The 26,634-nt window shown below is 70.4% G+C and carries 18 protein-coding genes; 10 read left to right on the top strand and 8 right to left on the bottom strand.

All coding sequences use genetic code 11. The features are described 5' to 3' along the window. The first annotated feature begins 127 nt into the window (after positions 1–127). From ACGF1Z_RS11090 to ACGF1Z_RS11075, 4 genes are all read left to right on the top strand, one after another. Complete coding sequence (locus ACGF1Z_RS11090; protein ID WP_393002276.1) at positions 128–931, top strand: ABC transporter permease; 804 nt, start codon at positions 128–130, stop codon at positions 929–931. 241 nt (positions 932–1,172) lie between these two features. Continuing rightward, positions 1,173–2,033 carry an ABC transporter permease gene (locus ACGF1Z_RS11085; RefSeq protein WP_393002274.1) on the top strand — a complete coding sequence of 287 codons (861 nt, stop codon included), beginning with the start codon at positions 1,173–1,175 and terminating at the stop codon, positions 2,031–2,033. Position 2,034: 1 nt separating this feature from the next. Beyond that, on the top strand, positions 2,035–3,042 hold the full coding sequence (locus ACGF1Z_RS11080) for an ATP-binding cassette domain-containing protein (protein ID WP_393002272.1): 1,008 nt from the start codon (positions 2,035–2,037) through the stop codon (positions 3,040–3,042). A gap of 12 nt (positions 3,043–3,054) precedes the next feature. Beyond that, positions 3,055–4,323 (top strand): DUF445 domain-containing protein, encoded by a 1,269-nt coding sequence (locus ACGF1Z_RS11075; protein WP_393002270.1) that lies wholly within the window; start codon positions 3,055–3,057, stop codon positions 4,321–4,323. A 190-nt stretch (positions 4,324–4,513) separates the two neighbouring features. On the opposite strand, the gene ACGF1Z_RS11070 is transcribed toward ACGF1Z_RS11075, so the two are convergent. Genes ACGF1Z_RS11070 through ACGF1Z_RS11055 form a run of 4 tightly spaced genes read right to left on the bottom strand, consistent with a single transcriptional unit; the run spans position 4,514 to position 8,824 of the window. Next, positions 4,514–4,816 (bottom strand): hypothetical protein, encoded by a 303-nt coding sequence (locus ACGF1Z_RS11070; RefSeq protein WP_393002268.1) that lies wholly within the window; start codon positions 4,814–4,816, stop codon positions 4,514–4,516. Between the two features lie 44 nt (positions 4,817–4,860). Further along, entirely contained in the window at positions 4,861–5,766 is a 906-nt protein-coding gene (locus tag ACGF1Z_RS11065) for a DUF6339 family protein (RefSeq protein ID WP_393002266.1), read from the bottom strand. Continuing rightward, positions 5,763–6,740 (bottom strand): hypothetical protein, encoded by a 978-nt coding sequence (locus tag ACGF1Z_RS11060; RefSeq protein ID WP_393002264.1) that lies wholly within the window; start codon positions 6,738–6,740, stop codon positions 5,763–5,765. Before ACGF1Z_RS11060 ends, ACGF1Z_RS11065 begins: the two co-directional genes overlap by 4 nt. Then, positions 6,737–8,824 carry a helix-turn-helix transcriptional regulator gene (locus ACGF1Z_RS11055; RefSeq protein ID WP_393002262.1) on the bottom strand — a complete coding sequence of 696 codons (2,088 nt, stop codon included), beginning with the start codon at positions 8,822–8,824 and terminating at the stop codon, positions 6,737–6,739. Before ACGF1Z_RS11055 ends, ACGF1Z_RS11060 begins: the two co-directional genes overlap by 4 nt. A gap of 374 nt (positions 8,825–9,198) precedes the next feature. Here ACGF1Z_RS11055 and ACGF1Z_RS11050 point away from each other — a divergent pair, with 374 nt between their 5' ends. From ACGF1Z_RS11050 to drmB, 5 genes are all read left to right on the top strand, one after another. Next, entirely contained in the window at positions 9,199–9,525 is a 327-nt protein-coding gene (locus tag ACGF1Z_RS11050; RefSeq protein ID WP_393002260.1) for a hypothetical protein, read from the top strand. Positions 9,526–9,638: 113 nt separating this feature from the next. After that, a complete protein-coding gene (locus ACGF1Z_RS11045) occupies positions 9,639–14,432 on the top strand; it encodes a DEAD/DEAH box helicase (RefSeq protein WP_393002258.1) in 4,794 nt (1,597 codons plus the stop codon). Continuing rightward, entirely contained in the window at positions 14,429–16,363 is a 1,935-nt protein-coding gene (locus ACGF1Z_RS11040) for a UvrD-helicase domain-containing protein (RefSeq protein WP_393002256.1), read from the top strand. The genes ACGF1Z_RS11045 and ACGF1Z_RS11040 overlap by 4 nt, the downstream gene beginning before the upstream one ends. Then, positions 16,360–19,593: a helicase-related protein gene (locus ACGF1Z_RS11035; protein ID WP_393002254.1), complete on the top strand. Its 3,234-nt coding sequence runs from the start codon at positions 16,360–16,362 to the stop codon at positions 19,591–19,593. The genes ACGF1Z_RS11040 and ACGF1Z_RS11035 overlap by 4 nt, the downstream gene beginning before the upstream one ends. Before the next feature lie 3 nt (positions 19,594–19,596). Beyond that, the gene (gene drmB, locus ACGF1Z_RS11030) at positions 19,597–21,462 is read left to right on the top strand and encodes a DrmB family protein (RefSeq protein ID WP_393002252.1); all 1,866 of its coding nucleotides are present in this window, start codon (positions 19,597–19,599) and stop codon (positions 21,460–21,462) included. Between the two features lie 68 nt (positions 21,463–21,530). Here drmB and ACGF1Z_RS11025 read toward each other — a convergent pair whose 3' ends face one another. The 3 genes from ACGF1Z_RS11025 to ACGF1Z_RS11015 form a co-directional block, all read right to left on the bottom strand. Continuing rightward, positions 21,531–22,562 carry a DNA cytosine methyltransferase gene (locus ACGF1Z_RS11025; protein WP_393002250.1) on the bottom strand — a complete coding sequence of 344 codons (1,032 nt, stop codon included), beginning with the start codon at positions 22,560–22,562 and terminating at the stop codon, positions 21,531–21,533. Between the two features lie 111 nt (positions 22,563–22,673). Further along, the gene (locus ACGF1Z_RS11020; protein WP_393002248.1) at positions 22,674–23,081 is read right to left on the bottom strand and encodes a very short patch repair endonuclease; all 408 of its coding nucleotides are present in this window, start codon (positions 23,079–23,081) and stop codon (positions 22,674–22,676) included. Between the two features lie 71 nt (positions 23,082–23,152). Further along, positions 23,153–24,154 carry an SEC-C metal-binding domain-containing protein gene (locus tag ACGF1Z_RS11015; protein WP_393002246.1) on the bottom strand — a complete coding sequence of 334 codons (1,002 nt, stop codon included), beginning with the start codon at positions 24,152–24,154 and terminating at the stop codon, positions 23,153–23,155. A 63-nt stretch (positions 24,155–24,217) separates the two neighbouring features. Here ACGF1Z_RS11015 and ACGF1Z_RS11010 point away from each other — a divergent pair, with 63 nt between their 5' ends. After that, positions 24,218–25,039 (top strand): class E sortase, encoded by an 822-nt coding sequence (locus ACGF1Z_RS11010; RefSeq protein ID WP_393002244.1) that lies wholly within the window; start codon positions 24,218–24,220, stop codon positions 25,037–25,039. Positions 25,040–25,051: 12 nt separating this feature from the next. On the opposite strand, the gene ACGF1Z_RS11005 is transcribed toward ACGF1Z_RS11010, so the two are convergent. Then, positions 25,052–26,335 (bottom strand): MFS transporter, encoded by a 1,284-nt coding sequence (locus ACGF1Z_RS11005; RefSeq protein WP_393002475.1) that lies wholly within the window; start codon positions 26,333–26,335, stop codon positions 25,052–25,054. Positions 26,336–26,634 lie beyond the last annotated feature (299 nt).

The following is a 26,634-nucleotide window of genomic DNA, read 5'->3' as shown; positions in this document are numbered from 1 at the left end:
TACATCCTGCCCCCGTGGGGGGCCGTGCGGCCGGAAATCCGCTCGCGACGACACGGGAAATCCCACTAAGGTCGGGCGCTTTGGCGCAGACAGCACCGATCGGTGTCACAAGGGAGGGGACGGGAGCATGCTCCGGCTCTACGCCACGGTGGCCGCGGGGGGCTTCCGGCGCCATGCCACCTACCGGGTGGCCACCGCGGCAGGCGTGTTCACCAACACCGTCTTCGGCTTCATCCTGTCGTACACCTATATCGCCCTCTGGAACGCCCGTCCCTCGCTCGGCGGATACGACATGGGCGACGCGCTCGCCTATGTGTGGATCGGCCAGGGGCTCATCACCGTGTGCGGACTCATGGGCGGCGGCTTCGAGGACGAGCTGATCGAGCGGATCCGCACCGGCGACATCGCGGTCGACCTCTACCGGCCCGCCGACCTCCAGACCTGGTGGTTCTCGGCCAACCTGGGCCGCTCCGCCTACCAGCTCCTCGGCCGCGGCGTCCTGCCGATGGTGTTCGGCGCCCTCGTCTTCGACGTCACCCTGCCGACGAGCCCCTGGACCTGGCCCGCCTTCCTGCTCGCCGTGACGCTCGGCTCGATCGTCAGCTTCGCCATCTGGTACCTGGTCGCGATGAGCGCGTTCTGGCTGCTCGACGGGCAGGGCGTGGTCCAGGTCGCCTGGCTCGGCGGCCTGTTCTTCTCCGGCATGCTGCTCCCGCTCGGCGTCTTCCCGGGCGCGCTGGGCGAGGTGGCCCGGACGCTCCCCTGGGCCTCGATGCTCCAGGTGCCGGCGGACGTCTACCTGGAGCGGTACGAGGGCTGGGCGCTGGTGCGGGCGTACGCGTTCCAGGGCGGCTGGGCGGTGGCCCTGCTGGCGGCGGGCCGGGCGGCCCAGGCGGCGGCGACACGGAAGGTGGTGGTGCAGGGTGGCTGAGCACTCGACGGAGGCGTCCGGGGCCGGGGCGGTCGGGGACGTACGGCCGGGGGGTGAGTCCGGGGCGGTCGGGGGCGTACGGCCGGGAGGCGAGTCCGGGGCGGTGGGGGACGTACGGCCGGTGGACGAGTCCGGGGCGGTCGGGGGCGTACGGCCGGAGTCAGGCTCCCGGGCCGGGTCCGAAGCCGAGGCCCGGGCCGGGGCCGCGGCGGCGGGGGACGGGCGGCCCGGGCGGGTGCCGATGGCCCGGGCGGCGGGGGAGGCACGCTCCGCGCCGGTGCCGGCGGTCCGGGCGGCGGCCGAGGCGTGGCGGACGTACCGGATGATCGCGGCGATGTGGATCCGCTCGACGATGACGTACCGCTCGTCCTTCGCCCTGACCCTCCTCTCCTCCTTCACGGTCACCTTCTTCGACTTCGTCGTCATCCTCCTGATGTTCGGCCAGGTCGAGGGCCTCGGCGGCTTCGCCTTCGCCGAGGTCGCCTTCCTGTACGGGACGACGGCGACCTCCTTCGGCCTCGCGGACCTGGTGATGGGCTCGCTGCCGCGGATGGGCAAGCGGGTGCGGGACGGCTCCCTGGACACCTTCCTGCTGCGTCCGGCGCCGGTCCTGGCGCAGGTCGCGGCGGACCGTTTCGCGCTGCGGCGACTGGGCCGGGTGGCGCAGGGCCTGCTGGTCCTGGGCTGGGGCCTGGTCCTGCTCGACGGCGTCGTCTGGACACCGCTGAAGGTGCTGCTGGTGCCGGTGATGCTGCTGAGCGGGGCGCTGATCTTCGCTGCGCTGATGGTGGCCGGGGCGTCCGCGCTGTTCTGGCTCCAGGACGCGGCGGAGGTGACGAACTCCTTCACGTACGGCGGCAACACGATGCTCCAGTACCCGCCGACGATCTTCGCGCAGGACCTGGTGCGGGGCGTCGTGTACGTCGTACCGCTGGCCTTCGTGAACTGGCTGCCGGCCCTGTACGTGCTCGGCCGGCCGGCGCCGGCCGGGGTGCCGGGATGGACGGCGTTCGCGTCGCCGCTGGTGGCGGTGGCGTGCTGCGCGGTGGCGGGACGGGCGTGGCGGACGGGCCTGCGGGCGTACCGATCGACGGGAAGCTGACATGACCTTCATCGAACTCGACGGCCTGGAGAAGACGTTCACGGTGCGGCGGCGGGCGGGCCTGCTGCGTCGCGAGAAGCGGGAGGTCAGAGCGGTCGACGGCATCTCCTTCACCGTGGAGAGAGGGGAGATGGTCGGCTACATCGGCCCGAACGGTGCCGGGAAGTCCACGACCATCAAGATGCTCACGGGCATCCTCACCCCGAGCGGCGGCCGGCTGCGGGTGGCCGGCATCGACCCCTCAAGGGAGCGGACGAGGCTGGCCGGGCGGATCGGGGTGGTCTTCGGCCAGCGCACGACCCTGTGGTGGGACCTGCCGCTGCGGGACTCGTACGCGCTCGTCCACCGCATGTACCGGATCCCGGACGCCCGGTTCCGGGAGAACCTGGCGCGCTGCGTGGACCTCCTGGAGCTGGGCGACCTCCTCGACGTCCCCGTGAGGCAGCTGTCCCTCGGTCAGCGCATGCGCGGGGACGTCGCGGCGGCCCTGCTGCACGACCCGGAGGTGCTGTACCTGGACGAGCCGACGATCGGCCTGGACGTCGTGTCGAAGGCGAAGGTGCGGGAGTTCCTGAGGGAGCTGAACGCGACCCGGGGCACCACGGTCCTGCTGACGACCCACGACCTGACCGACATCGAGCAGCTGTGCCGGCGGGTGATGGTCATCGACCACGGGCGCCTGATGTACGACGGGGAGCTAGCGGGCCTCCACGAGGTCGGGGAGAGCGAACGGCTGCTGGTGGTCGACCTGGCGCGCGAGACGCCCCCGATCGACGTGCCGGGCGCCCGTTTCGTGCGTGCCGAAGGGCCACGGCAGTGGCTGGCCCTGCCGGCCTCCGCGTCGGCGGCCCCGGTGGTGGCGGCGGTGGCGGCGGCGTACCCGCTGGTGGACCTCTCGGTGCGGGAGCCGGACATCGAGGCGGTGATCGCGCGTATGTACGGGGAAGGGGTGACGGGCGGAGGGGGCGCCGGGGGAACTCCGGGTGCGGCTGAGGAGTCCCTGAGGTAGGGAGGTGAGGTGATGGTCAGCTTCACGTACACCGCGGCGGACGCGGAGAAGAGCCGAGGAGTCCGCCGCATGAAGGCCCTGGCGACGGGCCTGCTCGCACTGGTCGCGGCGATCTACGCCCTGGCCACCTGGGCGAAGTCCTCGGACGCGGGCGCCTGGGCGGGCTACGTGGCGGCCGCGGCGGAAGCCGGCATGGTCGGTGCGCTGGCGGACTGGTTCGCGGTGACGGCGCTGTTCCGGCGCCCCCTGGGGCTGCCGATCCCGCACACGGCGATCATCCCCACCAAGAAGGACCAGCTGGGCGCGTCGCTCGGCTCCTTCGTGGGCGAGAACTTCCTCTCCGCGGACGTCGTCCGGGGCAGGCTGCGCGGCTTCGCCATCGCGAGCCGCCTGGGCACGTGGCTGGCCGACCCGGCGCACGCGGACCGCGTCACCTCGGAACTGGCCGCGGCCCTGCGCGGGGCGCTGACGGTGCTGCGGGACGCGGACGTGCAGGCGGTGGTCGGGGAGGCGATCACGCGGAGGGCGGAGGCCGCGGAGGTGGGCCCGCCGCTGGGCAAGACCCTGGGCAGGATCGTGGCCGACGGCGCGCACCACCGGGCGGTGGACCTGATCTGTGCGCGGGGCCACGACTGGCTGGTGACCCACCGGGGCTCGGTGATGGAGGCGATCGAGGGCGGCGCCCCGGGCTGGACGCCGCGCTTCGTGGACCGCAAGGTGGGCGACCGCGTCTACCGCGAGCTGCTCCGCTTCGTGACGGAGATGCGGGACATGCCGGGCCACCCGGCGCGCGCCTCGATCGACCGTTTCCTCACGGACTTCGCGGCCGACCTCCAGGCCGACACGGACACCCGGGCCCGCGTCGAACGCCTCAAAGGCGAGATCCTGGCCCGCCCGGAGGTGCAGGAGATCATCGCCTCGGCCTGGTCCTCGGTCCGCGCCCTGCTGCTGGCCGCGGCGGAGGACGACGAGAGCCAGCTGCGCCGCCGCGCCCGCGCCTCCCTGATCGCCCTGGGCAAGCGCCTGGCCTCGGACACCCGCCTCCAGGCCAAGGTCGGGGGCTGGGCGGAGGACGCGGCGGCGTACGTGGTGACGACCTACCGCACCGAGATCACGTCCCTGATCACGGACACGGTCGCCGGCTGGGACGCCACCCAGACCTCCAGGAAGATCGAGGCCAACATCGGCCGCGACCTCCAGTTCATCCGCATCAACGGCACGGTGGTGGGCGCGTTGGCGGGCCTCGCGATCTACACGGTGAGCCACGCCTTGGGCGGGTGAGGGCCCGCCGCGTGGCGTGAGGCGGCGGCCGCCCGGCCGCTCCGAGCGGCCCGCCGCCGGGCGGGTTCGTCCCGGGGCCCAGCCCGCACCGGGGGCCCGGATGGGCGTCCGGTCATAGGAGGGGGGCGCCCCCGGCGGGCACCGCGTCATAGGACGGCTGGCGGCCCGCGGTGGGCGTCCGGGCTGTGGCTCAGGCCGCCTTGCGGGTGAAGGCGTACGAGGTCGCGGCCATGGCTCCGGCCACGGAGAACACGGCGGGCCAGGCCCCGATCTTCTTGGCGAGCGGGTGCGACCCGGCGAAGGCGGCCACGTAGGCGGCCGTCAGCCCGCCGGCCACCTTCGCCCCACCGACCTGCTGCCACTCCCGCGCCGCCACCCCGCCGGCCACCGCGAGCACGGCCCCGCCGAGCGGCCGCTTCTTGGTCCACCGGGCAACGGCGTACCCGCCGACGAGCCCAGCGGCGGCGATGACGGGGGAGGGGATGCGGGGCATGGCGGGGCCTTTCGGTCGGAGGGTTGCCCTTCGAGCGTACGAGCTCAGCCAGGGCTTGCCGGGGCTGGGGCGCGGTCCCGTAGCGGGGCCTCCGACTCAAATCTCTCGAACATGGTTGCCAGGCGGTCCAGCGAGGACCGCTTGGTCGTCCCGTCCTCGGGTCCGTCGGGCAGCCGGTCCCACGAGACGGCCGGTGCCGAATCGGCATCCTCGATCCACTCGGCCAGGGCATGGTGGTCGGGACGCTCGTTCGGTGCGATCACGTCGTACATCAGCGTGCTCGCGGCCGAGTTCACCGCTGTGCTGAGTGCGTTGACGCGGTCGCCCAGCCGCGTGACCCCCGAGTCGACCAGACCCTTCAGTACCCGGACCATCGCGAGAGCGGTGGGCTTGTGATCGATGACGTCCAGCCGCAGAGCCGTGTTGATCATGTCCTGGCTGCCGCATGCGATTTCCACAGGGCGGTAGTCGTGCCCGTCGCGGAACATTTCGGCGGCCCACCACAGTCGGGCGAAGGCCTGGGTGTAGTGGGGCCCGCAGAACCGGGCGGTGCTGACCTTCTTCGCCGTGCCATCCGCGGACTTTCCTGTCGGGAGGTGCCTCCACAGGACGTAGTCGGGGGCGACGGCCAGGGCCAGGAAGTTCCAGGGTTCGGGCCGCGCGGCCTCTGCACGCGTCATGCGGAGCGTGGCGTGCAGGCGTGGGGCCAACCAGGCGTCCGCAGCGGGGCGTGAGCCGTCGAACCGGTGCATCGCCTCGTCGAGGAGCTCTCGTACCGGTGCCGTGTGCCACCGGGCCGAACGGTCCTCGATCGGGTTGCTCGCACGGAGCACCGCGGCGAGTGGGAGGCGCTCCTGGCCGGCACGGACGCCACTGGTCAGGTAGGTGGAGGCCGCCGCGGAACTCAGCGTCGCCATTCTCTCGGGGGCGTTGCCCTCGGGCGGTCTCATCGGGTCGCCCCTTCCTGGGCACGGGAGACGGATCGGATCGTCGAAGTCAGGTTCTTGGGGATCTGTGCCCGTCGCGCCGCGGCGAACTGGATGCGGGGCTGGAGTTCTGTCCAGCCGTTGCCCTCCGCGCGACGGCTCTGCGCCTCGGCAAGGGCGTCCGGCATCGGAAGCCCCGGAAGCACGTCCGGGAGCATCAGGCGGAGGACGGACTCCCGCCACCCGCCCGGGAGCTGTGGTGTTCCGTCCTCGTCCTGGTCAAGGTCGCCGAGCGCGGCGTGGAACATTGCCGTCCATGCCTCAGCGGCGATCTGCGCTGCGACGAGTCCCGCGGTGGCCTTCTCCAGTTGCCCCCGGGCGCCCTTGAGCAGCTCGGTGAGGCCCTCGAAGGCGGTATTCAGGAGCACGGTGGGCACGTCACCGCTGGTGTCCACCAACCACGGCGTGTCCTTGAAAGGACGCAGCCAATGTCGGGGGCCGTCGCGGAAGTCCTCCTCGACTATTTCCATCTCGTTCTGGCGTGCGGTTGTCCGTGTCAGGAAGTCGACGACCCAGGGGTCCTCGCAGCCGCCGATGATGCGCCCGTCCACGCCCCCGTGGTTGCCGACGAAGCGGACGTCGAGGACGGCTCGGGCGAGGTGCTCGGAGCGCCGGATCCGTACCTCGCCGTGCCAGTGGCTGTCGTGCCGATCGCGATGGAGCCGGGTGACGACGCGAGTGTTCGTCGCCCCCTCCGTCAGCACGGCCACGCAGGCGACCCCGGCCCACGGGCCGTCGGCGAGTTCCTCGGTGGGGGCGGAGACAGTGACCTCGAGGAAGCCCTCCACCCAGTCGTCGCGCTCGATCTCGTGGAAGGCGACAACGCGCTCACGCTGAGAAATAAGGGACAGCTGCAGCGGCTTTCCGTCGATGCTCGCCCCCTTCACGCTGATGTCGATCTTTCCGACGAGCCTGGGGTAGGGGTGGACGGTGTTCACGCGGAGGCCTCCCGCGCCTGCTGGATGTCCACGACCAGGCCCGCCATGGCGGCGGCCACGGGATGGCTGGTGACGTCGGTGACGCCGCCGAACCGGACCGTGCGCACGTCGGGTGCGACGACGAGCCTGCCGTCGACAATCGTGCAGTTCTCCTTGGCCGTCAGTTCCGCCCAGCCGAGGGCGGGGCGCCCGCCGGACCTCACATCGAACTTGACCACGGGAACGAGGTGCCACGGATCGTCGCGTTGGGGGACGTTCAGGGTCACGTCCAGTACCCATGCCCCATCGGCCTCGACCCGACCGGAGACGCGGTCGACGACCGGGTAACCGGTGCTGCGTCGCCCCGTTCCGGCCGGGGGCAGGTCGAGTCGAAGCAGCCTGCGGAGCACCTCGGGCCCAGCACTGTCCTCGCGCGGCGCCCGGCGTCCGACGATTCCTCGGAGGGCGGCGTCCATGCCGGCGTTGAATTCGGTGAGCCTTCGCGGTGCGTTGGGGTACAGCGCGGAGAGCTCCTCCGTGTTCCCCCAACGATCGTGCTCCGGAGGCTCGGCGGCGCGGAGGAAGGCCTCGGCCGCGTGCACGTCGTCGCTGTCGTCGCCGGTGGCGAATCCGGCGAGGAGTACGGCCTGGAAGGGGTCGACGGCCATGCCCAGACCGCGGGGACGGCGAGCCGTGACGGTCATGCGGGTGCCGCGCATGCACACGATGCGGCTGTGGTCCTCGTCCGTGTCGGCGGCCGGAGTGACCAAGAGGACGGCGTGGTGGGCGCGGGATGGCGCCCGGCGACCCTCGGACCTCAGCGGAGGGACGTCGAGGCGTACCTCGGCGGCGACGACCTGGTCCGGAGTGGTGAGCTCGGTGACGGTCTCGCCGTCGAGGTGGGCCTGGAAGGCACGGGCGAGCGCCGGGTGCCGCTCGTGCGGGTCGACCCGCCGCTCGGGGATGACGACCTCGTCGTTCCGCAGGGTGCGCACGGAGGCCTCCAGCATGGCCGGGACGGAGGCTCCCGCGGTCATCGCGGCCCAGAAGTTGTCGGCGACGGCGCTGTGCAGTGCCTCGTGCATCTCCTCCAGCGAGTTGCCGACACCTGAAGCGTCGTGGGCGCCGACGACGAGGAACGACGTGCCGGGGTCCTCGCTGTCGCGGTTCAGCTTCAGGCTCGCGACCTCCGTGTCGGTGGCCCACCAGGACCGGGAGACGCTCTCGTGCTCCTTCTCGGTGTCGGGTTCCCCGAGCCATGCCGGTCCGGCGTAGGAGACCCCTTCGACCTCCCGCCACGGGAGGTCGAGTCGGCCGACGACCCGGCGGGCGCTGCGTCCTTCGTGGCTCTCCGACAGGGTGCTGTTCATCAGTACGAGACCGAGCCGACTCGTCGACCACAGCGTGGCCTTGCCCAGGCCGAACGAACCACCGGCACGGTCGTTCCGCTTGTGGCTGTCGAGCTGTCGACGAACCACGGCGGCGTATCGGCCGTCACCGTACTCGGGGCCGGTGAGGCCGGCCGCGTTGTAGTCGTCCACGCGCAGGAGCAGCAGCGAGGACTCCTCGCGAATCACCCGGAGGCCCTCGTCCAGAACCCGGCCGACTTTCTGTCGGGACTGGGACGCCGCCGCGTAGTGGGCTTCCAGTTCGTTCCACTTCAGCGCGTCGAGGAACGCCTTGAGGTTCTCTCCGGTCAACTCGTGCAGGGTGAAGCGCACCCGCACGGGGCGGGTGGGATCCAGCCGCTCGTCCAGGGAGTTCTGCACGGTCTCGCGCGCGAGTACGGCGAGGCCCGCGTCGAACGCGAAGGCGGCGGCGTTGCCGTACTCTCTGCCCCCGTCGCGATGGGCAAGGCGGTGGTGCCAGCCGATCGGCAGCCGGGATCCGGCATCGGTGTCCCTCAACACGACGGTGGCGGTGTCGGTGCCGAGAAGATCCGCGATTCTGGGCATGAGCTCGACGCGCGGCTGTGCCCTGCCGGTCACCCAGGCAGACACGGCCGCGCGGGTCAGGCCGAGTCGCTGGGCGAACTCGGCCTGAGTAAGCCCGCTTCGTCGGAGCTGGCGCCCGAGCCACACGCCGAAGTCCTCGCCGTCGTCCATGGCCTCCTCTTCCGCCTGCAAGCCGAGTACAGGGAGCACTCTACCAGCGGCCGTTTGACATTCAAGATCACGTCAAACGACATTTGACTCGGTTGGCATCCCGGAGCGCCAGCGGCTCATCGGGCAGAAGTGAGGAAGTCGGACGTTTGATGCCTTATCACCCCCGCCTGGCGGTGTTCGCCAACGGGGTGGACGGCACCAAGATCAAAGCGCTACCGTCTTCAACCAAGCCTGGAGCGGGTCCACTTGGAATTCCGGGTTCGTAGCAGAGCCCTGCCCTCATCCGGGGTCGTGCCTCTGTCCTGCGTCGCGCTGTCATCATGCGGCCCGGCTCCCGCGAGCCTGTCCGCACAACGAGGGGAAGTGCACGACCTATGGCCAGGAACGAGAAGCGGTTCATCGAGCAGTACATGGCCCTGACGCCGCAGCTGCGGCCCGCCTACCGGAGGGCCGCGGGTGTCAGGCTCCGGGAGCTCAACCGGATGTTGGAGCAGGTCCGGCTGCCGCTGCCCGTTGTGGGGGCGACCTCGGCGGCTCCCGTCTGCCCCGGGACGGGCAGCAGCCGCATGCACCGGACGTGTCGCGGGCGCCGCCCGCTCCGCCGCGTCGTCCCGCGGTGCACGGTCACCACCACGACCACCGTCACCCGGACCGCCACGACGGTCACCACGGTCGTCACCACGACCTTCGACAAGAAGTAGGGGCGAGCCCTTCGCCTCCGCCGCGTGCGGGGCCGGCACCTGGTGCCGGCCCCGCGGGTCCCTTTTGCTCCCCCACTTCTCCGCGGTTTGGATCTCCACGAGACAGGTGCACCATGACTGACGGTCAGTTCGCCGACCCCGCTCTCTCCCCCGTGATCGCCACCGTGCTGCGCCAGTCCTCGGTGGTGCTGCAGACGTACAAGGTCGACCCGGGGCTCGTACAGGAGCACGCGAACGGCGAACGCCGCATCACCCAGGGTGGCTACGGCGAGCGCCAGCTCTTCGAGCTCGTCCAGAACGCCGCGGACGAGATCGCCGCGACCCCTGGAGGAAAGCTGCACGTGGTCCTCACGGACCAGTACCTCTACTGCGCGAACGAGGGCTCTCCCGTGACGCCCGAGGGCGCCGAGACCATCCTGCGTATGAGCGTCTCCCGCAAGCGAGGCGGTCAGATCGGCCGTTTCGGCGTCGGGGTCAAGTCCGTGCTCTCGGTCAGTGACACCCCGCAGTTCTTCAGCCGCAGCGGCAGCTTCGGCTTCGACCGCGAATGGTCGGCGGGCGAGATCGCCCAGGCCCTCGGCAAGGAGGGCGACATCGACATGGACACTCCCGTGCTGCGCATGGCCCGGCCCCTGGACGTCGAACAGGAACGCGCCGACGACGCGGACCTGGACAGACTTCTGCAGTGGGCGACGACCGTGGTCCGCCTGCCGCTGCTGCCCGGCGCCGCGGACCGGCTCGCGCGCGACATCAACGGCCACAAGGCGCGCGACGGACGGGAGACGGAGGCGTTCCCCTCGCACTTTCAGCTCTTCTCCTCGCACGTCGGCCAAGTGCTGCTCCACGACGCACGGCGCATGCCGCCGGTGAGGCGCGAGATCTCCGTTCAGATCAAGGGCGTCCACCGCACCCTGAGGGAGGTGACGCGCGGCGAGAAGCAGACCGTCGAGGAGTGGAAGGTCTTCTCCGTAGCCCACACCCCCACCGCCGAGGTCGAGGCCAGCGCGGGCGAGCTGCACAACCGCCCGGAACTCGACATCTCGTGGGCCGTACCCGAGTACACGGTCCGCAACGGCCTGTACACCGTCCCGGTCGGGAAGGGCGCCTTCTGGGCCTTCTTCCCCACCAAGTACGAGGTGTCGCTGACCGGCATCCTCAACGCGCCGTGGAAGACGAACGAGGACAGGCAGCACCTGCTCGACGGCACTCCCTTCAACCTGGAACTGCTGAGCGTCGCTGCCCGGCTGGTCGTCGACACGCTCCCGAAACTCGTGCCCGCCGACGACCCCGCCGCCTACCTTCCGCTCCTGCCGGGTCGCACGAAGGAGAAGCTGAACTGGGCGGACGACTACTTCCTCCGACAGGTGTGGGCCATCGCGGCCGAGCAGCCCTCCCTGCCGGACCAGGACGGCAAACTGCAGCGCCCCAAGGAACTCTTCATCACGCCCGCGAACCTCGAGAAGGACTGGCTGCGCATCTGGTCCGAGTACGAGGGGCGGCCGGCGGGGTGGCTTCACCCGTCCGTGGACTATGCGGAGAGCCACGTACGCCGGGGCAAGGTGAACCACATACTCGACGCCGCCGGGAAGAAGCCCGAGGGCGTCAAGGACTGGCTCGAGGCGCTGGTCGCCGACGGCACCCCCGAGTCGTCCTGCCACGCCATCGAGATCCTTTCCTCGATGGTGATGAAGGACGCTGCCGGTCGCACGCGGGGGGACTCGGACATCACGGCGGAAGCCCGTCTGGCCAGGATCGTCCTGACCGAGAAGAACGGGATGATGGCCCCCGCCGCGGGGGAGATCTTCCACCGGACCGCCGCGGACTCCCTGCGCGACGACATGAACTACGTCGACCCCCGGATCTCCGATCGCCCGGACATGGCGCGTCACCTGCACAACATCGGCATCCGCGTCGCCGACGCGCAGGGCCGCTTCGAAGGCGTGCTGGACCAGGGGTTCGCCCACTACGACAACGCGGCGTGGTCCAACTTCTGGCTGCTCCTGCGAAGCGCCGGTGGCAACGTCCAGGTCGACCGCATCCGCGCGAAAGTGCCGAAGCCCGCGGAGGTCCTCCGGGTGCGCACGGTCGATGGGCGGTACCGGCCGATGCGCGACTGCCTGGTCCCCGGTCCGGTCGTACCCGGCGACGGCAGCCGCGACGAGTCCGTCGCCGTCGACATGGGTTTCCACGAGGGCGACCGTGCCGTCTTCCGTGAGCTCGGCCTCGGTGACCGGCCCACCTCAGGCCACCGGCCGAACGACGAATGGTGGTTCGAGGAGTACCGGGAGGCCGTCCACGCCGCTCATCTGCGTGCCCTGCCCCCGAACTCCCCTCGTACCAGCATCTCTCGGCTGGTGGTGGAGGGTGCTCCGATCGCGGGGCCGCTGCACCTCCTCCCCGAGCTCTCAGACGAGGGCCGGGCGGCCTTCGTCGGCACGCTCACCGAGTCCGGTGTCGTGGAGAGCTGGAACAAGCAGTACGGTGCGAGCACCGCGTCCCGTCAGGCGATCGTCTCCCCGCTGCGCTGGATGATCTCCAAGCACGGCCTGGTCAGGACATCCGCCGGTCTTGTCAAGGTCGCGGAGGCCGTCGGGCCGCAGCTCAAGGAGTACGGGGCGATCCTTCCCGTCGCGGAGATCGCGCCCGAGGTCGCCAAGAAGCTGAAGATGCCGACGACGCCGGAGCAAGTGCCCATGGCGCGTTGGGGCAAGCTGCTCGACCGTGTGCTGGAGAGCGAGGACGACGCCTTCATCGGACGGGCGTACGCGCTGCTGATGCGTGTCGGGTTCGCTTTTCCCGACGGCGTCGGCACGCGCTGCAGGGTGGGCAACGCGTGGGAGGAGCGCGCCGACGCGGAGATCGCTGTGGCCACCAACACCACGGACTTCAACGAGCTGGTCCGCGAAGGCCTGCCCGCCCTGCTCGTCGCCGACAAGACGGACGCCGGGAGCGCCAAGGCCATGATCGACGAGTGGGGCATGCTCAAGGTCTCGGACGTCATCGCCAAGGAGATCCGTCAGGTGAAGGCGGGACCGGCAGTGGCGCTCTTCGACGAGTTCACCACGGTCCGCACGCGGATCGGCAACGCGGGTAGCAGCCTCAAGATCCAGCGCTGCTCCGAGCTCGAGCAGATCGTTCGCACGCCCATGGGCGTGAATCCGAATCCGCTCCAGTGGGCGCGCAAAGGACAGACGCTCTACGTGCTGGAGTCCCTCAACCGCCTGCAGGTGCTCCGTGCCGCCGACGAGGAATTCAAGTGGGGCTTCGGCGTCAAGGGCTGCGAGCAGGCGCTCGCCCTGCAGGACCGTCAGGCACAGGACAAGGAACTCCAGGCCCGGCTGCGTGCGGTGCGCGAGAGCGAGAGCATCATCGACAAGATCGCCCTGCTGATCGGTGAGGAGGCGCTGCGAGGCGAGCTTCCGCCGGGGCTCATGGAGAGCGAGATCAACGAGCACGGCGCCCAGCCCGACATCCGCCGCGTCGCGGAGATGGCCTTCAACGCCCACGGCGAGTCCATCCTGCGTGTGCACGCACGGGACCTCGCCCTCGAGTTTCCGACCCGCGCCCCGAGCTCCTTCACCGGCAATGACAAGGCGCTCAGGTTCGTGACGGACCTCGGCTTCCCGGACTCCTTCGCGGGGTCGCGGGTGCCCGCGCTCGACCCCCGTCTGGAGGTCGACGGTCCGTCGGAGTTCCCGGCTCTTCACCCGTACCAGGAGCAGCTGGCGCAGGCCCTGCTGGGGCTGTTGACGAATCCGACGCCGCAGCGCGGCATGCTCAGCCTCCCTACGGGCAGTGGCAAGACTCGTGTGACGGCCGAAGGCGTGATTCGTTGGATGCGCGACCGCGGCGACCTGCCGGGGCCCGTCCTCTGGATCGCCCAGACCGAGGAGCTGTGCGAGCAGGCGGTACAGAGCTGGAAATTCGTCTGGTCCAAGGTCGGTCCCGAGCTCCCCCTCGTCATCAACCGTCTGTGGACGACCAACGAGGCGACGCCAGTGGACGGTCGACCGCATCTCGTCGTCGCCACCGACGCCAAGCTCGAGCACTGCCTGGGGACGGACGACTACGCGTGGCTGAGGGAGACGGCCTCCCTGGTCATCGTGGACGAGGCGCACACCGCGATGTCACCGCGCTTCACCGAGCTGCTGGCACACCTCGACCTGACGCACCACCGCACGAGCCGGCACCTCGTGGGGCTCACCGCCACCCCGTACCGCAACAACGCCGAGCTGACCCGACTGCTGGTGCAGCGCTTCGGGAACCGGCTCGACACCGGAGTGTTCGACGGTGACCTCGCCGACGCGATCCGGCAGCTGCAGGACATCGGCGTTTTGGCTCAGGTCAAGCATCGGGAACTGCACGGTGGAGAGATCTCTCTGACGCCGGACGAGCTCAAGCGTTCGGAGCGGTTCGCCACGCTGCCCAAGGGCGCCGAGCAGCGGCTCGCGGACGATCACGACCGTAACCAGCGCATCGTCGACGAGATCGTCGCCATGCCTGCCGACTGGCCCGTCCTGGTGTTCGCCACCTCCGTCGCGCACGCCAAGTTCCTGGCCGCGAAGCTCGGCGACCGCGACATCAGGGCGGCGGCAATCGACTCGGCAACGCCCACGGCCGAGCGCCGCAAGAGGATCGACGACTTCCGGAGCGGTCGTATCCAGGTCTTGACGAACTACGGTGTGCTCACCCAGGGCTTCGACGCGCCGGCCACCCGCGTCGTCGTCGTGGCCCGACCCACGTACAGCCCGAACGTCTACCAGCAGATGATCGGCCGTGGGCTGCGCGGTCCCAAGAACGGCGGCAAGGAGACCTGCCTGATACTCAACGTGCGTGACAACATCACCAACTTCGGTGAGGACCTCGCCTTCACCGAGTTCGAGTACCTGTGGAGCGAGAACCGATGACTCTCCCGGTTCCCTCGAACCACCCCCTCACCGCCGAGCAGACAGCCGTGGTCGACCAGCCCTGGGACGCCCGCGTGCTGGTCACGGCCGGAGCGGGCGCGGGAAAGACCCACACGCTCGTGCGGCGGCTCGACGCTCTGGTCGAGCGGGAGGAACTGGAGGCCGGGGAGATCCTGGTCCTCAGCTTCTCCCGCGCCGCCGTACGCGAACTCACCGAGCGCATCGAACGCCACGCGACCGCTGCGCAGCGCGTGCGGGTCCAGACCTTCGACGCCTGGGCGTCCGCGCTGCTGAACCGGGCCTACCCCGACACCGACTGGCAGGGGTACACCTTCGACGAGCGGATCGAGGCGGCCACGGAGGCCGTCGATCGAGGCGCTGTCGAGGTCGGTGAGCAGGGTGTGCCGGCCCACGTGGTGATCGACGAGGTCCAGGACCTGGTCGGCGTTCGACGGGAGATGGTGGAGTCGCTGCTCGACCGCTTCCAGGAGAACAGCGGCTTCACCGTCGTGGGCGATTCGGCCCAGGCGGTGTACGGCTTCCAGGTCTCGGACCCGGGCCTGCGCGCCGAGGAGACCAACCGTTTCCTGGACTGGGTCAGGGCCACCTTCGGCGAGGACCTGATCGAGCTGCACCTGGGGGCCAACTTCCGCGCGCGTACGGAATCGGCCCGCGTGGCCCTTCCCTACGGCACCCAGCTCCAGCGACTGCCCCGCGATCCGGTCGCGGCCGCGAGGGACGCCGAGCGCATCCACGGCGACCTGCGCGCACTCCTGTTGGAAGCGCCCAATTTCGGCAGCCTGGAGGACGACTTCGTGCGCGCGGCTCTCCGCGACAACCCGGACACCACCGCGGTGCTGTGCCGGGACAACGGGCAGGCCCTGACGCTCTCCGGAATCCTGGCCGAGGCGGATGTCCCGCACAGCCTGCAGCGATCCGCGCGCGAGCGGTCGGCGCCGGAGTGGATCGCGGGGCTACTCTCCGCGACCGGTGCCTCGATGTTGGGCAGGGACCGCTTCCTGGAACTGCTCAAGGGTCTCGCGGTTCCGGAGGGCAGCACCCCCGAAGCCCTCTGGCGCTCGATTCGCAAGGTCGCCCGGGGTGCTCGCGGCACGGTTGACGTCATGGCCCTTCACCGCGCCGTCGCCGACGGGAGACTCCCGGACGAGCTCACGGCGGCCCAGCCTTCGTCGTTGGTGATCTCGACCGTGCACCGTGCGAAGGGTCTGGAGTTCGACCGGGTCCTCATCGTCGAACCGCGGGTCCTGAAGGAACCACGACGAGTCGAGAAGAAGCGGTTCGACTACGACCCGGCGGCGGAGGCTCGTCTGCTCTACGTCGCCATGACCCGGGCCCGAGAGGATCTCTACCTGCTCGATCCGCCCAATTCCTGGCTGGTACGCAAGGACAAGCGCCTCGACCGTTGGTACCTCGGAGGACGCAGCGCCTGGGCCCGCAACGGCATGGAGCTGCTGGCCCGGGACGTGTCCCACGAACTCCCGCCGGGCGTGGAGGATCTCGGGGAGAGTCCCGTGGAACTCCAGGAGCACCTCCGCGACGGGATCGAGCCAGGGACGCCGGCGGAGCTTGCCCTGCTGCACGGCATCCCCGTCGCGGGCGACCAGTCCCCGCCGTACGCGGTGACCGTCGCCGGCCGGCCTGTGGCCGTCGTGTCGGAAGTCTTCCGCACCGATCTCCACCGCATGCTGCGACGCTCGGCACACGCGGAGGTGGACCGCTGGCCGCCCAGGATCTCAGGGCTGCGCATCGACGGGGTGGAAAGCGTGGCGGGCAGCCCCGCGGCGACGGAGCGGGCCGGGCTGGGTTCCCACGGCGCCTGGCTGGCGCCCCGTCTGTGCGGACTGGGGCGATTCCACTGGTACGACGACGAGACACCCGAGTCCGACGGAACCGAGAGGGGCGTAGCATGAGTGGCTCGGTTCATCAGGCGCACTACGAGGTGTGCGACTCGCTGGTGGAATCCCTGCGGGGAGATCTGCTGGGGCCGGTGGGCGGCGAGGACGAGGTTCTCGAGGACGACGCACCCATCACCATGTACCCCGTGGGCGTGCTGTTCCCGCGCTCGAAGGCGCAGGACGTGCGGGCGGAACCGGGCGAGCTGGAGTCGGCGCGCGACGGCCTGGACTCCCTGTCGGAGCCGACCCGCGGAAACAGTGAGGAAGACGCCCCGGACCTTGGGGTCTCCCTGGCCCATGTACGCATGCCGTCGTCGATCGGGCTGACCTTCGCAGTCGACCCCGAGGTCGCGTCGCGGATCCGCTTCACCGTCCGGGCCGGCCTCTACCTGCCGGAAGACGCCGAGGGCAACCCGGTGGCAGCGAAGCGGACCGAGGCACGCAGCATTCGCGCCCAACGCGAACGTTGGCGTCGCGTCGCGCTCCGCCCTGATCCCGTTGTGGTGGATGTGTCGATCCCGGGCCTGCGCGAGCCTCTCACCCTCCACGACCCCGGACTTGAGCTGCGGGTACTGGTACGTCCCGCGGACGCGCCCGGCGATCCGGTCTCCGTGACGGCGACGGTCGTGAACAGCCTCGAAGTCGGAAAGTTCGACCTTCGCGACGCCCACTGCTTCTATCAACCCGAGCTGGAGGTCACCGCCGAGGACGAGGGACGCCCCGCATTCGTCGTACGCCCCGCGGCACACGGCTCGGTCGATCCGGATCAGGCACTCAGCCGGTTGTTGCACCGTCACGCGCCGAGCTTCGCTACGGGGCACGGCTGCGCCGCGCGCTGGGACTGGACACCTTCCGCCGTCGGCGCCGTCGACACTCGCCGCCCGGCTGTGGCAGCCGTACGCACCGAGTTCGTGCCCTCTCACGAGGTGCTCCTGACGGACTCCAACCCGCGCATCGACGATCGAGCCCTGACCATGTACGGGCTGGGCACGGAATCGGCCGAGAACGTGTTCACGGCACTGCGCGGCTTGTTGGTCGACTACGAAGCATGGATCGCGACCCAGGTCGAGCAGACGTCGTTGTTGGCGGGTACTGAACACGAACCGGTCGCCCGCGAACAGGTAGAGCACTGTCGTCGGGCACTGGAGCGCATGCACGATGGAGTCGATCTCCTCGCGGACAGCGATCGCCCGGAAATCCTGCGGGCCTTCCAGCTCGCGAACATCGCGATGGCCGAACAGCGCGCCCGTACGTCCTGGGTGAAGGACGGCAGACGTGGTACCCCCGACGTGCGAGCCGGCAAGTGGCGCCCGTTCCAGGTCTCCTTCGTCCTGCTGTGTCTCCGAGGGATCGTGGAGCCCGGCCATTCGGACCGTGACGTCGCCGACCTGCTCTGGTTTCCCACCGGTGGCGGCAAGACCGAGGCATACCTCGGGTTGATCGCGTTCACGACCTTCCTCCGCAGGTTGCGCGACAAGAAGGACGGGGCAGGAGTGACCGTTCTGATGCGTTACACCCTGCGACTGCTGACCCTGCAGCAGTTCGAGCGGGCAGCGGCGCTGATCTGCGCCATGGAGAAGCTGCGGGCCGGTGACCCGACCGCCCTCGGCGATGAGGAGATCTCCATCGGGATGTGGGTGGGCCGGTCGGCGACCCCGAACACCCTGGTTGCTGCCGCGCAGAGGCTGCGTGAACTCCGGGCCAACCCGCTGAAGCCGATGCAGACGGAGAATCCGGTCCAGCTGCGTAGCTGTACCTGGTGCGGCGCATCCTTGTCGCCGGACGACTACTCGGTCGACGAGGACGCCGGGCGCATGGTCATCCGCTGTCCGGACATCTCCTGCGACTTCCACACGGGGCTGCCCGTCCACCTGGTCGACGAAGCCGTGTACCGGGCCCGCCCCACACTGGTGATCGCCACCGTCGACAAGTTCGCTGCCATGCCGTGGAGGCCGGCGACGGCAGCCCTCTTCAACCTGGACCGGAACGACGACACCCGCCCCCCCGAGCTGATCGTCCAGGACGAGCTTCACCTGATCTCAGGGCCGCTCGGCACATTGACAGGTCTTTATGAGACAGCGGTTGACGCTCTCGCGAACCGTCCGAAGGTCATCGCTTCCACCGCCACCATCCGCCGTGCGGACGAGCAGGGCACCCGGCTCTTCGCCCGTACGGTTCAGCAGTTCCCGCCGGCAGGCCTGGACTCGCGCGACTCGTGGTTCGCCGTGGAGGCCCCCCGAGAGCAGAAGGCCAGCCGCCGGTACGTCGGCCTGCTGACGTCGAGCACCAGCCAGTCCACGCTCCTCATTCGCGTGTACGCGACTCTCCTCCACGGTGCGATGACCAGCGAGGCCCCGCCCGAGGTGAAGGACGCGTACTGGACCTTGGTCGGGTACTTCAACAGCCTGCGTCTGCTCTCCTCGGCGGAACTGCAGGTCCTCGACGACGTGCAGGACCGTCTCGAGCATCTCGCCGCCCGCGACGGGACGAAGCCCCGCTCAGTGGACGGCCTTACGGAGCTGAGCAGCCGCGCCAACGCTAGCGACATTTCCAGGCGGCTCAAGGAGGTGGAACGGCACCTTCCGATGTCGGACGTCCTGGATGTCCTCCTAGCCACCAACATGATCTCCGTGGGCGTCGACGTGGATCGGCTGGGGCTGATGGCGGTCATGGGCCAGCCGCAGACGACCGCCGAGTACATCCAGGCAACGAGTCGTGTCGGCCGCAGGCACCCGGGGCTCGTCGCGGTCATGCTCAACTCCAGTCGCTCCCGCGACCGTTCCCACTACGAGGACTTCCAGCACTTCCATTCCGCCCTGTACCGGGAGGTGGAGTCCACCAGCGTGACTCCGTTCTCGGTGCGGGCCCGTGACCGGGGTCTGCATGCCGTTGTTGTGGCACTGGCCCGGCTGCTGTTGCCGGCCGCTCGTCCCAATGACGCAGCCGCGCGCATCGCGGACTTCGTCGACGACCTGACGGCGAAGGTCCGGCCGATCCTGCTGGACCGGGTCGACCAGGTGGAGCACACGGAGTCCGATGCCACTGCTCGCGCCTTCGACGCCTTCGTCGACTGGTGGCTGGCCGAGGCGGAGCAGCGACCGAACCTCGTCTACGAAGCCACCCGCCCGAGTCGGGCTCCCGCCCTGCTGAGTGGGTACGACGACGAGACCGACGACGCCGGCCTGCCGACGCTGTGGAGTCTGCGTGACGTGGACGCTTCGTCCACCTTCTTCGAGGAGCGCTGAACGATGAGCCCCGCAACCCCCCGTACCCGCCGCCGCGGACTTCCCGCCACACCCGTCCGCTCGGCGCGCCGGCTCGGCGAGGTCAGACGCGCACAACTCATCACCACGTACGGTGTGGGCGCGATGATCGCGGTGGAGAACGAGTCGTTCCTGGTGCGCGGCATCGATTCATGGGACATCTCGGAGGCTCCGCTGGTCCTGGAACCGCGATTGGCGCGCAAGCTGGGTGTCAGGGGCTTCCGCCTGCCGCCGGCGCCGGATCCTGACAAGGCGACAGACGGCGTCCGGGCCGTGAGGTTTCCGGTGATGTACTCCTGCCCTGAGTGCCGGCTGCTGCAACCCTTCCGCAGGTTCAACTCACCGGCCGGCAAGGCCGAGTGCTCGACCTGCCAGGAGAGCCTCGTCCCATCCCGCTTCGTGATGGCCTGCACCCACGGCCATCTTGAGGACTTCCCTTTCTGGAAGTGGGTGCACCGGGGCACACAACGCGCGGAGGCCGGCGGCTGCGGAGGCGAACTCAGCTTCCACGCGGACGGATCGACGGCATCGCTACGAGCCGTGCGGATCAGCTGCAGCTGCGGCGCGGAGGAGGTGTCGATGGAAGGCTCGTTTCGACGCCAAGCCCTCAAGGAACTCGGCATCCGTTGCAGTGGCAGGCGTCCGTGGCTCAGGGACGCGCCGGCCGAGAACTGTGAAGAGCCGCCCCGTACGCTTCAGCGGGGTTCCTCCTCGGTCTGGTTCCCGGTCATGCACTCGGCCCTGTCGATCCCGCCCTGGAGCGAGGGGATCGACAAGATCACCGCGCGCGTCTACGACAAGCTCAAGGACGAGGACGCCGCGTTCGTCCGGCGCTACGTCCAGGTCGAGAACGTCCTCAAGCATCATCCCCAGTACACGCCGGACGAACTGGTCGCTTGCATCGCGCGTTGGCGTGCTCAGGAGACGGCTTTGCCCGACGAGACCACCACGGGCGAGAAGGCGGGAGGGAGCGATGAGGACGCCCGTGCCGAGCTGTACCGCGGCGAGTACGACAGTCTGTGCAAGTCGCACCCGGAGCGCGCGGACGCCGGGGAACAGGATTTCGTGTGCGAAGCTCCGGAGGCATCGATCGAGCCGCTCAGGGAGTCGCTGGGGCTGGAGCAGGTCATGCTGCTCAAGCGGCTTCGAGAGGTCCGCGCACTTCAGTCGTTCCGACGGGTGGAGGAACCGAGCCCGGCGGACCCACGGGAGCGCCGTGCTCCCATCTCGCTGGCGAAGACGGCCTGGCTTCCCGCGTTCGAGGTGAGTGGCGAGGGTGTGTTCCTGCGGCTCGACAACGACCGCCTCAGGAACTGGGAGGAGCAGGCGGGGCCGCTCGCCCGGGGGCGAAGGATCCGTGGCAACCACGAAAGACTCCTACGCGAACGCAATGCGTCGTCCGACAAGCCCGTCCCCGAGTCCCGGGCCACTCCCCGCTTCGTGCTTCTCCACACGCTCGCGCACATTCTGATCAATGAGTGGAGCCTGGACGGCGGATACCCGGCTGCCGCACTCCGTGAGCGGCTCTACGCGGAGGGGGACATGGCGGGCCTACTCATCTACACCGCCACGAGCGACTCGGCCGGCAGTCTCGGTGGCATCGTGGCCCAGGGGGACCCGGTTCGGCTCGACGCCACTCTCCACTCGGCCCTGCACCGGGCGCGCTGGTGCTCCAACGATCCGCTGTGCATGGAGTCCGAGGCGAGTGGAGCGGACGGCCTCAATCTGGCCGCGTGCCATGCGTGCGTTCTGCTCCCGGAGACCAGCTGTGAGAACAACAACATCCTGCTCGACCGGGCCGCCCTCATCGGTACGCCTGACTTGTCCGTGCCGGGCTTCTTCAGCGGCTGATCCACTCGGCCGCCCTTCCCGAAAGGGGAGGCCGACACGAGCTGCGCCGGCACCGGCGCAGCTCGGAGTCAGATGGTGATCGTCCCGCCCGAGAGATCCTTGACGGCCGTTGCCAGGGTCTCCCGGTCCAGGTCCAGCGCAGCGGCGAGGACGTGGGCGGCCAGGATCGGGGGGATGGCGTTGCCGATTTGCTGAGGGATCTTCTTGCCCCGCCATTCGTAGTCCGCGGGAAACGTCTGCAGCACACCCGCCTCCGGGTACGTGAACCGGTTCTCGGTGCCGTTGGGGCCTATGACGCGGTTGCGGTCGATCTTTCCGGTGACGGTGGCGGACGGTTCGTCGTGACGGCGACGACCACGCAGTTTGGGGTCCCCGCCGGTGCCGTAGTTGGAGATCACGGTGAAAGGCTTCGGTCGCTTGACCAGCACATCACTCATCGTGACCCATTCACGCTTCGTGGGATCGCCGGCGCTGCGGTCCACTCCCTTGTAATGGGGGCGGTGAGTGGTTTCCGGGAGCTTCGCCTCGTGACGGTGGCGAGCAATCAGGATGGCCCGCCGGCGCGTCTGCGGCACGCCGTATTCCTCGGCCTTCAGAACTGCACAGACCACCGAGTAGCCGTGCTGCTCGAGGACTTCGGCAACTGCATTCCACACAGGGAGGACGGTCCGCACCTGCTCCAGAACGATCGCCTCGTACGGACGTTCTGCCTTGATCGCTTCCAACGCCCACCGCAACGGTTCCAGTACCAGCGCCGTGCGCTCGTCACCGAGCTCGGCCACGTCGGCGCGAGAGATCTTTCCCTTGGCCATGAGATCGGCGCAACGCAGAACGTCGTCCAGCGCTCGACGCCCGGCTCCTGAACCGGCCACCGTGTATGTCTGGCACGGGGGGCCACCTGTGAGGACGTTGGCGTCCGCGAACTCGGACTGGTCGACCTCGCGTACGTCTGCGTGAACCGTGGCAAGACCCTGCTTTCGGCGCGTGGCGCAGGCGTCGTCGTCCCATTCGATGCCAGTGACGGCGAGGCCCAATTTCTCTGCCGCGATGTCCAGACCGCCCGGTCCGGCGAACAGATCCACGATTTTGATGGCTTGCACGGAGTCTCTCGGCTGCTCGGAGGGGTATGAAGCGGCGGATGCGCAATCGGGGCAGTCTACCGACGTGGCCACAGTGTGATCCAGCTGGCCGACACAAGGGCCAATCGCGCTTTAGCGCTCAGAATCGGGCAGGCGGTGGAGGCTCTTGCACGCCTCGGCCCTTGCCCTCGACACGATCAGGGCCACCTCTTCCGGACTCTCGTGCTCCCAGAACCGCAGGACCGTCCACCCTGCTGCTTCCAGGTGTTTCGTCGTCTCGAGATCGCGGGCCATGTTCTTGTCCAGCTTGGCCCGCCACCAGTCCGCGTTCGCCTTCGGCTGCGTGGCGTGCTCAGGGCAGCCGTGCCAGAAGCAGCCGTCGAGGAAAACGGCGATCCTGGCGTTGGTCCAGGCGATGTCGATCGTGCGGCGGGGCATGCCAGGGACGGGGACGTTGACGCGGAAGCGCAGGCCGGCGGCGTGAAGGAGCTTGCGTACAGCCACCTCGGGGGCGGTGTCACGCCTGCCCTGCAGGCTCATCCGAGCAGAGACGGCAAGAGAGGAAGGGACGGGAGCGCGCACGACAACATTGTCTCTCGGGGTGGACGCGATCAGTTCCTGCCGTGGCATTCCCCGTAAGCCCGGCCCGACCCGCACCAGCAGGGTGACGTCCGCAGGGGTGGCCAGGCTGCTGCGCGGCCGCGGGCGGCCAGGGTGGTGGCGTACTGGGGGAGGAGGTCCGGGTTGGCCGGGGTGGAGGATTCCGAGGCCGCGAAGGCTTCGTAGGAGGGGACCGTGGCCGGGACGATGCCCAGGTTCGGGGTGCCGGACTGGGCGAGTTCGCGGAGCGAGGCCTCGATGTCCGTGAGGTGGGCCCGGTACGTCGGGTACTCCGCTTCCAGTTCCGGGTACGCCGCCAGCAGCTCGTCCAGTTCCCGCTCCGGCCAGTGCAGGACCGCCACCGGGAAGGGGCGGGACAGGGCGGTGCGGTAGGAGCCGAGTTCCGAGCGCAGGCGGGCGATCTCGGCCCGGAGCTCCGCCGGGTCCGACGAGCCCAGGGACCACAGGCGCTTCGGGTCGTGCAGCTCGTCCAGCGGGACGTCGCCCGTGTGCAGGCCGTCCGCCAGCGTGTCGTGTGCGTCGTGGGGGAGGGCCAGCAGGCGTCGGACCCGGTGCCGGGCGGTCAGGAGGGAATGGAGGGCGTAGGAGATGTCCGCCGTGTCGGAGGGGACGAGCAGCCGCGCCGCTTCGGTGAGCGTCGCCTCCGCGTTCTCCAGCTCGTCGTGTGCCTCCAGCGTCTCCGCGACGATCTGCCACGGCGCCGGCTCCTCCGGGCGGGCCTGCCGGACGCCCTCGATGATCGCCCGCGCCTCGGCCTCGTGGCCGTACTCCCACAGGTTCGCCGCCTTGAGGGACCTGATCAGGAGCGGGCCGACCGGGGTGGACGCGAGCAGGTCGTCGTACAGGAGGGTCGCTCGTTCGCGCTCGCCCGCCAGTTCCAGGTGGGCCGCCGCGCGTAGCAGCAGCGGTTCCCGGTCCTCCGGGTACTGCCCCGCGGTGCGGAGCAGGCGCTCGGCTTCTGTGGTGTGGTCGGCAGGCGTGTCGGGGCGCATACCGACCACCGTACTGCTGTACGGCCCTGGAGAGTTGGCGCCCCAGCACTTATCGTGCCCGCCGTGCGAGGGCGAATCCCGGTGGTCGTGCAGGCGCGCGGCCCGGTCCCCAGGGGGCGCGGGCCGGTCGGGCGCGCGCTGTTCACCTGCGCCGAAGGGCTCGTCACCTGCGGGCTTCTGCTCGTGCTCCTCGTCGTCCACCAGCTGTGGTGGACCAACGAGCAGGCCCGTGCCGAGGCCGGCCGCTCGGTCCGCGCGCTCGAGCGCGAGTGGGACGCCTCACCTCCCCTCGTGTCACCTTCCGAGACGAACGGGGTGAACGAGCCGGACGAGGCGCCCGATGCCCCCGGTGCGGGCGAGGCGCCTCGCGGGACGACCTCCGAAGAGGCGCCGGACGGCGGCGGGGGAGGGGAGGGGCCCTCGCGCGCCGGCGCGCCCGGCCTCGGATCCGCCTACGCCGTCCTCCGTATCCCCCGGCTCGGGCTCACCGTTCCCGTCGCCGCCGGTGTCGGCAAGCGCACCGTCCTCGACCGCGGCTATGTCGGGCACTACCCCGGTACCGCCGAGCCCGGCCGCACCGGGAACGTCGCCCTCGCCGGGCATCGCAACACCCACGGCGAGCCCTTCCGTCACATCGACCGGCTTCGGGCAGGGGACACGATCACCGTACGGACCCGGTCCGGGACCTTCACCTATCGCGTCGACCGCGTCCTGCCGCAGACCTCCGCCCGCGACACCGGGGTCATCGAGCCCGTCCCCCGGTCCCTCGTCCACCCCTCCTACGGCTACGACCGGCCCGGTGCCTATCTCACCCTCACCACCTGCACGCCCGAGTTCACCTCCCGCTATCGGCTCGTCGTCTGGGCCGAACTCGTCGCGGAGTGACCGAGGACGGCCTCAGCTCTTCCGGCTTCCCCGCGCCGACACGAGGGTGACCGCCGCTCCCGCCGCGCCCAGCAGCGCCGACGCCACCACCGCCGCGTCCGGGCCCGCCGTCGCCAGCGCCAGGGCGAGCGCCACGCCCGCCGAGGAGCCGATGTAGCGGGCGGTGTTGTTCGCGCCCGAGCCCATCGCCACGCGCTCCGGGGGTACGGAGTCCACGGCGAGGCGCGGCAGCGCGGCGTTCAGCAGGCCGCTGCCCGCGCCCGCCACCAGCAGGCCCGGCAGGAGGCGGAGCCAGTGGGGTCCGTGCCCGTCCCCGCCCAGCGCGCCGAACAGCGCCAGCACCCCCGCCGTCGACAGCGCGAAGCCGACCGCCAGTTGGTACGGGGCCGAGAGCCGGCCCGCCAGCCGGCGGGTCTGCAGCGCCACCACGAAGGCCGTGCCCGACCACAGGAGGAACAGCCACGCCGTGCTCAGCGGGGCCAGCCCGGCGCCCCGCTGCAGCAGCGCCGGCAGCACGCTGAAGAAGCCGATCACTGCCAGGCCCGTGAAGAGCGCCCCCGCCGTGGCCGCGCGGAAGGCGGGGCGCCGGAACAGCGCCAGGTCGATCATCGGCGTCCGGCTGCCCCGCTCGATGCGTACGAACGCCGCCGTCAGCACCACCGCGGCGAGCAGCAGCAGCCCCACAGCGGGGCGCAGCCAGCCGTCCCGGCCCAGGGTCAGCGCGGTGAGCAGCGCGGCCAGGGCCGTGCCGAGCGCGAGCGCCCCGGCGACGTCCGGGCGGCCCTCGCGCGGGGCGCGCGACTCGACGAGTGCGCGGGTGCCGAGCGCGGCCACGAGCAGGGTGGCCTCCCCGAGGACCTCGTACGTCCACCGCCAGTCGGCCAGGCCGCTCAGCGTGCCCGCGAGTAGCGGGCCGAGGGCGATGCCCGCGCTGACGAACGCGCCCCACACCCCGGTCGCCCGGATCCGTGCCGCGCCGGTGGGGTACGCGTGGGCCAGCAGTCCGAGGCTCGCGGCGAGCACGGCGGCGCTCGCCACGCCCTGCGCGACCCGCGCGAGCGTGAAGGTGAGGGTGGTGCCGGCGAGGCCGCCGAGGGCGGTGGTGAGGCCGAGGCCCAGGGTGCCGAGGAGGAAGACGCGCCGTCGCCCGTGCTCGTCGGCGAGGCTCCCCGCCACCAGGAGCAGGACGGCGAGGCCGAGCGGGGTGCCGTTCAGCAGCCAGGCCTGCGCGGACGGTGCCGTCCCGAAGGCGGCGGCCGTGGCGGGCAGGGTGAGCATCGGGGCCGTGTAGTTCATCAGCGTGAGCGCGGTGGCGGCGCTCGTGACGGCGAGCGTGGCACCGGGGCGCGCCCGCCGGCTCCCGCGCGCGGCACCGCTCCCGGCGCCCGGGGCCGTCGCGGTGGCCGGGCCGTCCCGGCGGGGGCCTCCGGTGCGGGGGGAGCGGCGGGGGCCTCCGGTACGGCGTGGGAGGCGGGAGCGACGGGGGTGTTCGGAGGCCTCCGAGGGCGGGGACGCGGAGCCGGCGGTGGCGGCCGGGGCGGTGCCCGTGGCATCGAGCGCGGTGGTGGCGACGGTGGGTTCGGACACGGCAGGTC

The organism is Streptomyces sp. NPDC048018, from assembly GCF_043202995.1.
GTDB lineage: Bacteria > Actinomycetota > Actinomycetes > Streptomycetales > Streptomycetaceae > Streptomyces.
Note: the sequence above shows the minus strand (reverse complement) of the source record. Positions and strands in the feature narration are given on the sequence as shown.

What these genes read in the sequence shown, in the direction of transcription:
- ACGF1Z_RS11090 (WP_393002276.1), top strand. Translation starts at nt 128, where the DNA reads ATGCTCCGGCTCTACGCCACGGTGGCCGCGGGGGGCTTCCGGCGCCAT.
- ACGF1Z_RS11085 (WP_393002274.1), top strand. Translation starts at nt 1,173, where the DNA reads ATGGCCCGGGCGGCGGGGGAGGCACGCTCCGCGCCGGTGCCGGCGGTC.
- ACGF1Z_RS11080 (WP_393002272.1), top strand. Translation starts at nt 2,035, where the DNA reads ATGACCTTCATCGAACTCGACGGCCTGGAGAAGACGTTCACGGTGCGG.
- ACGF1Z_RS11075 (WP_393002270.1), top strand. Translation starts at nt 3,055, where the DNA reads ATGGTCAGCTTCACGTACACCGCGGCGGACGCGGAGAAGAGCCGAGGA.
- ACGF1Z_RS11070 (WP_393002268.1), bottom strand. Translation starts at nt 4,816, where the DNA reads ATGCCCCGCATCCCCTCCCCCGTCATCGCCGCCGCTGGGCTCGTCGGC.
- ACGF1Z_RS11065 (WP_393002266.1), bottom strand. Translation starts at nt 5,766, where the DNA reads ATGAGACCGCCCGAGGGCAACGCCCCCGAGAGAATGGCGACGCTGAGT.
- ACGF1Z_RS11055 (WP_393002262.1), bottom strand. Translation starts at nt 8,824, where the DNA reads ATGGACGACGGCGAGGACTTCGGCGTGTGGCTCGGGCGCCAGCTCCGA.
- ACGF1Z_RS11050 (WP_393002260.1), top strand. Translation starts at nt 9,199, where the DNA reads ATGGCCAGGAACGAGAAGCGGTTCATCGAGCAGTACATGGCCCTGACG.
- ACGF1Z_RS11045 (WP_393002258.1), top strand. Translation starts at nt 9,639, where the DNA reads ATGACTGACGGTCAGTTCGCCGACCCCGCTCTCTCCCCCGTGATCGCC.
- ACGF1Z_RS11040 (WP_393002256.1), top strand. Translation starts at nt 14,429, where the DNA reads ATGACTCTCCCGGTTCCCTCGAACCACCCCCTCACCGCCGAGCAGACA.
- ACGF1Z_RS11035 (WP_393002254.1), top strand. Translation starts at nt 16,360, where the DNA reads ATGAGTGGCTCGGTTCATCAGGCGCACTACGAGGTGTGCGACTCGCTG.
- drmB (WP_393002252.1), top strand. Translation starts at nt 19,597, where the DNA reads ATGAGCCCCGCAACCCCCCGTACCCGCCGCCGCGGACTTCCCGCCACA.
- ACGF1Z_RS11020 (WP_393002248.1), bottom strand. Translation starts at nt 23,081, where the DNA reads ATGAGCCTGCAGGGCAGGCGTGACACCGCCCCCGAGGTGGCTGTACGC.
- ACGF1Z_RS11015 (WP_393002246.1), bottom strand. Translation starts at nt 24,154, where the DNA reads ATGCGCCCCGACACGCCTGCCGACCACACCACAGAAGCCGAGCGCCTG.
- ACGF1Z_RS11005 (WP_393002475.1), bottom strand. Translation starts at nt 26,335, where the DNA reads ATGAACTACACGGCCCCGATGCTCACCCTGCCCGCCACGGCCGCCGCC.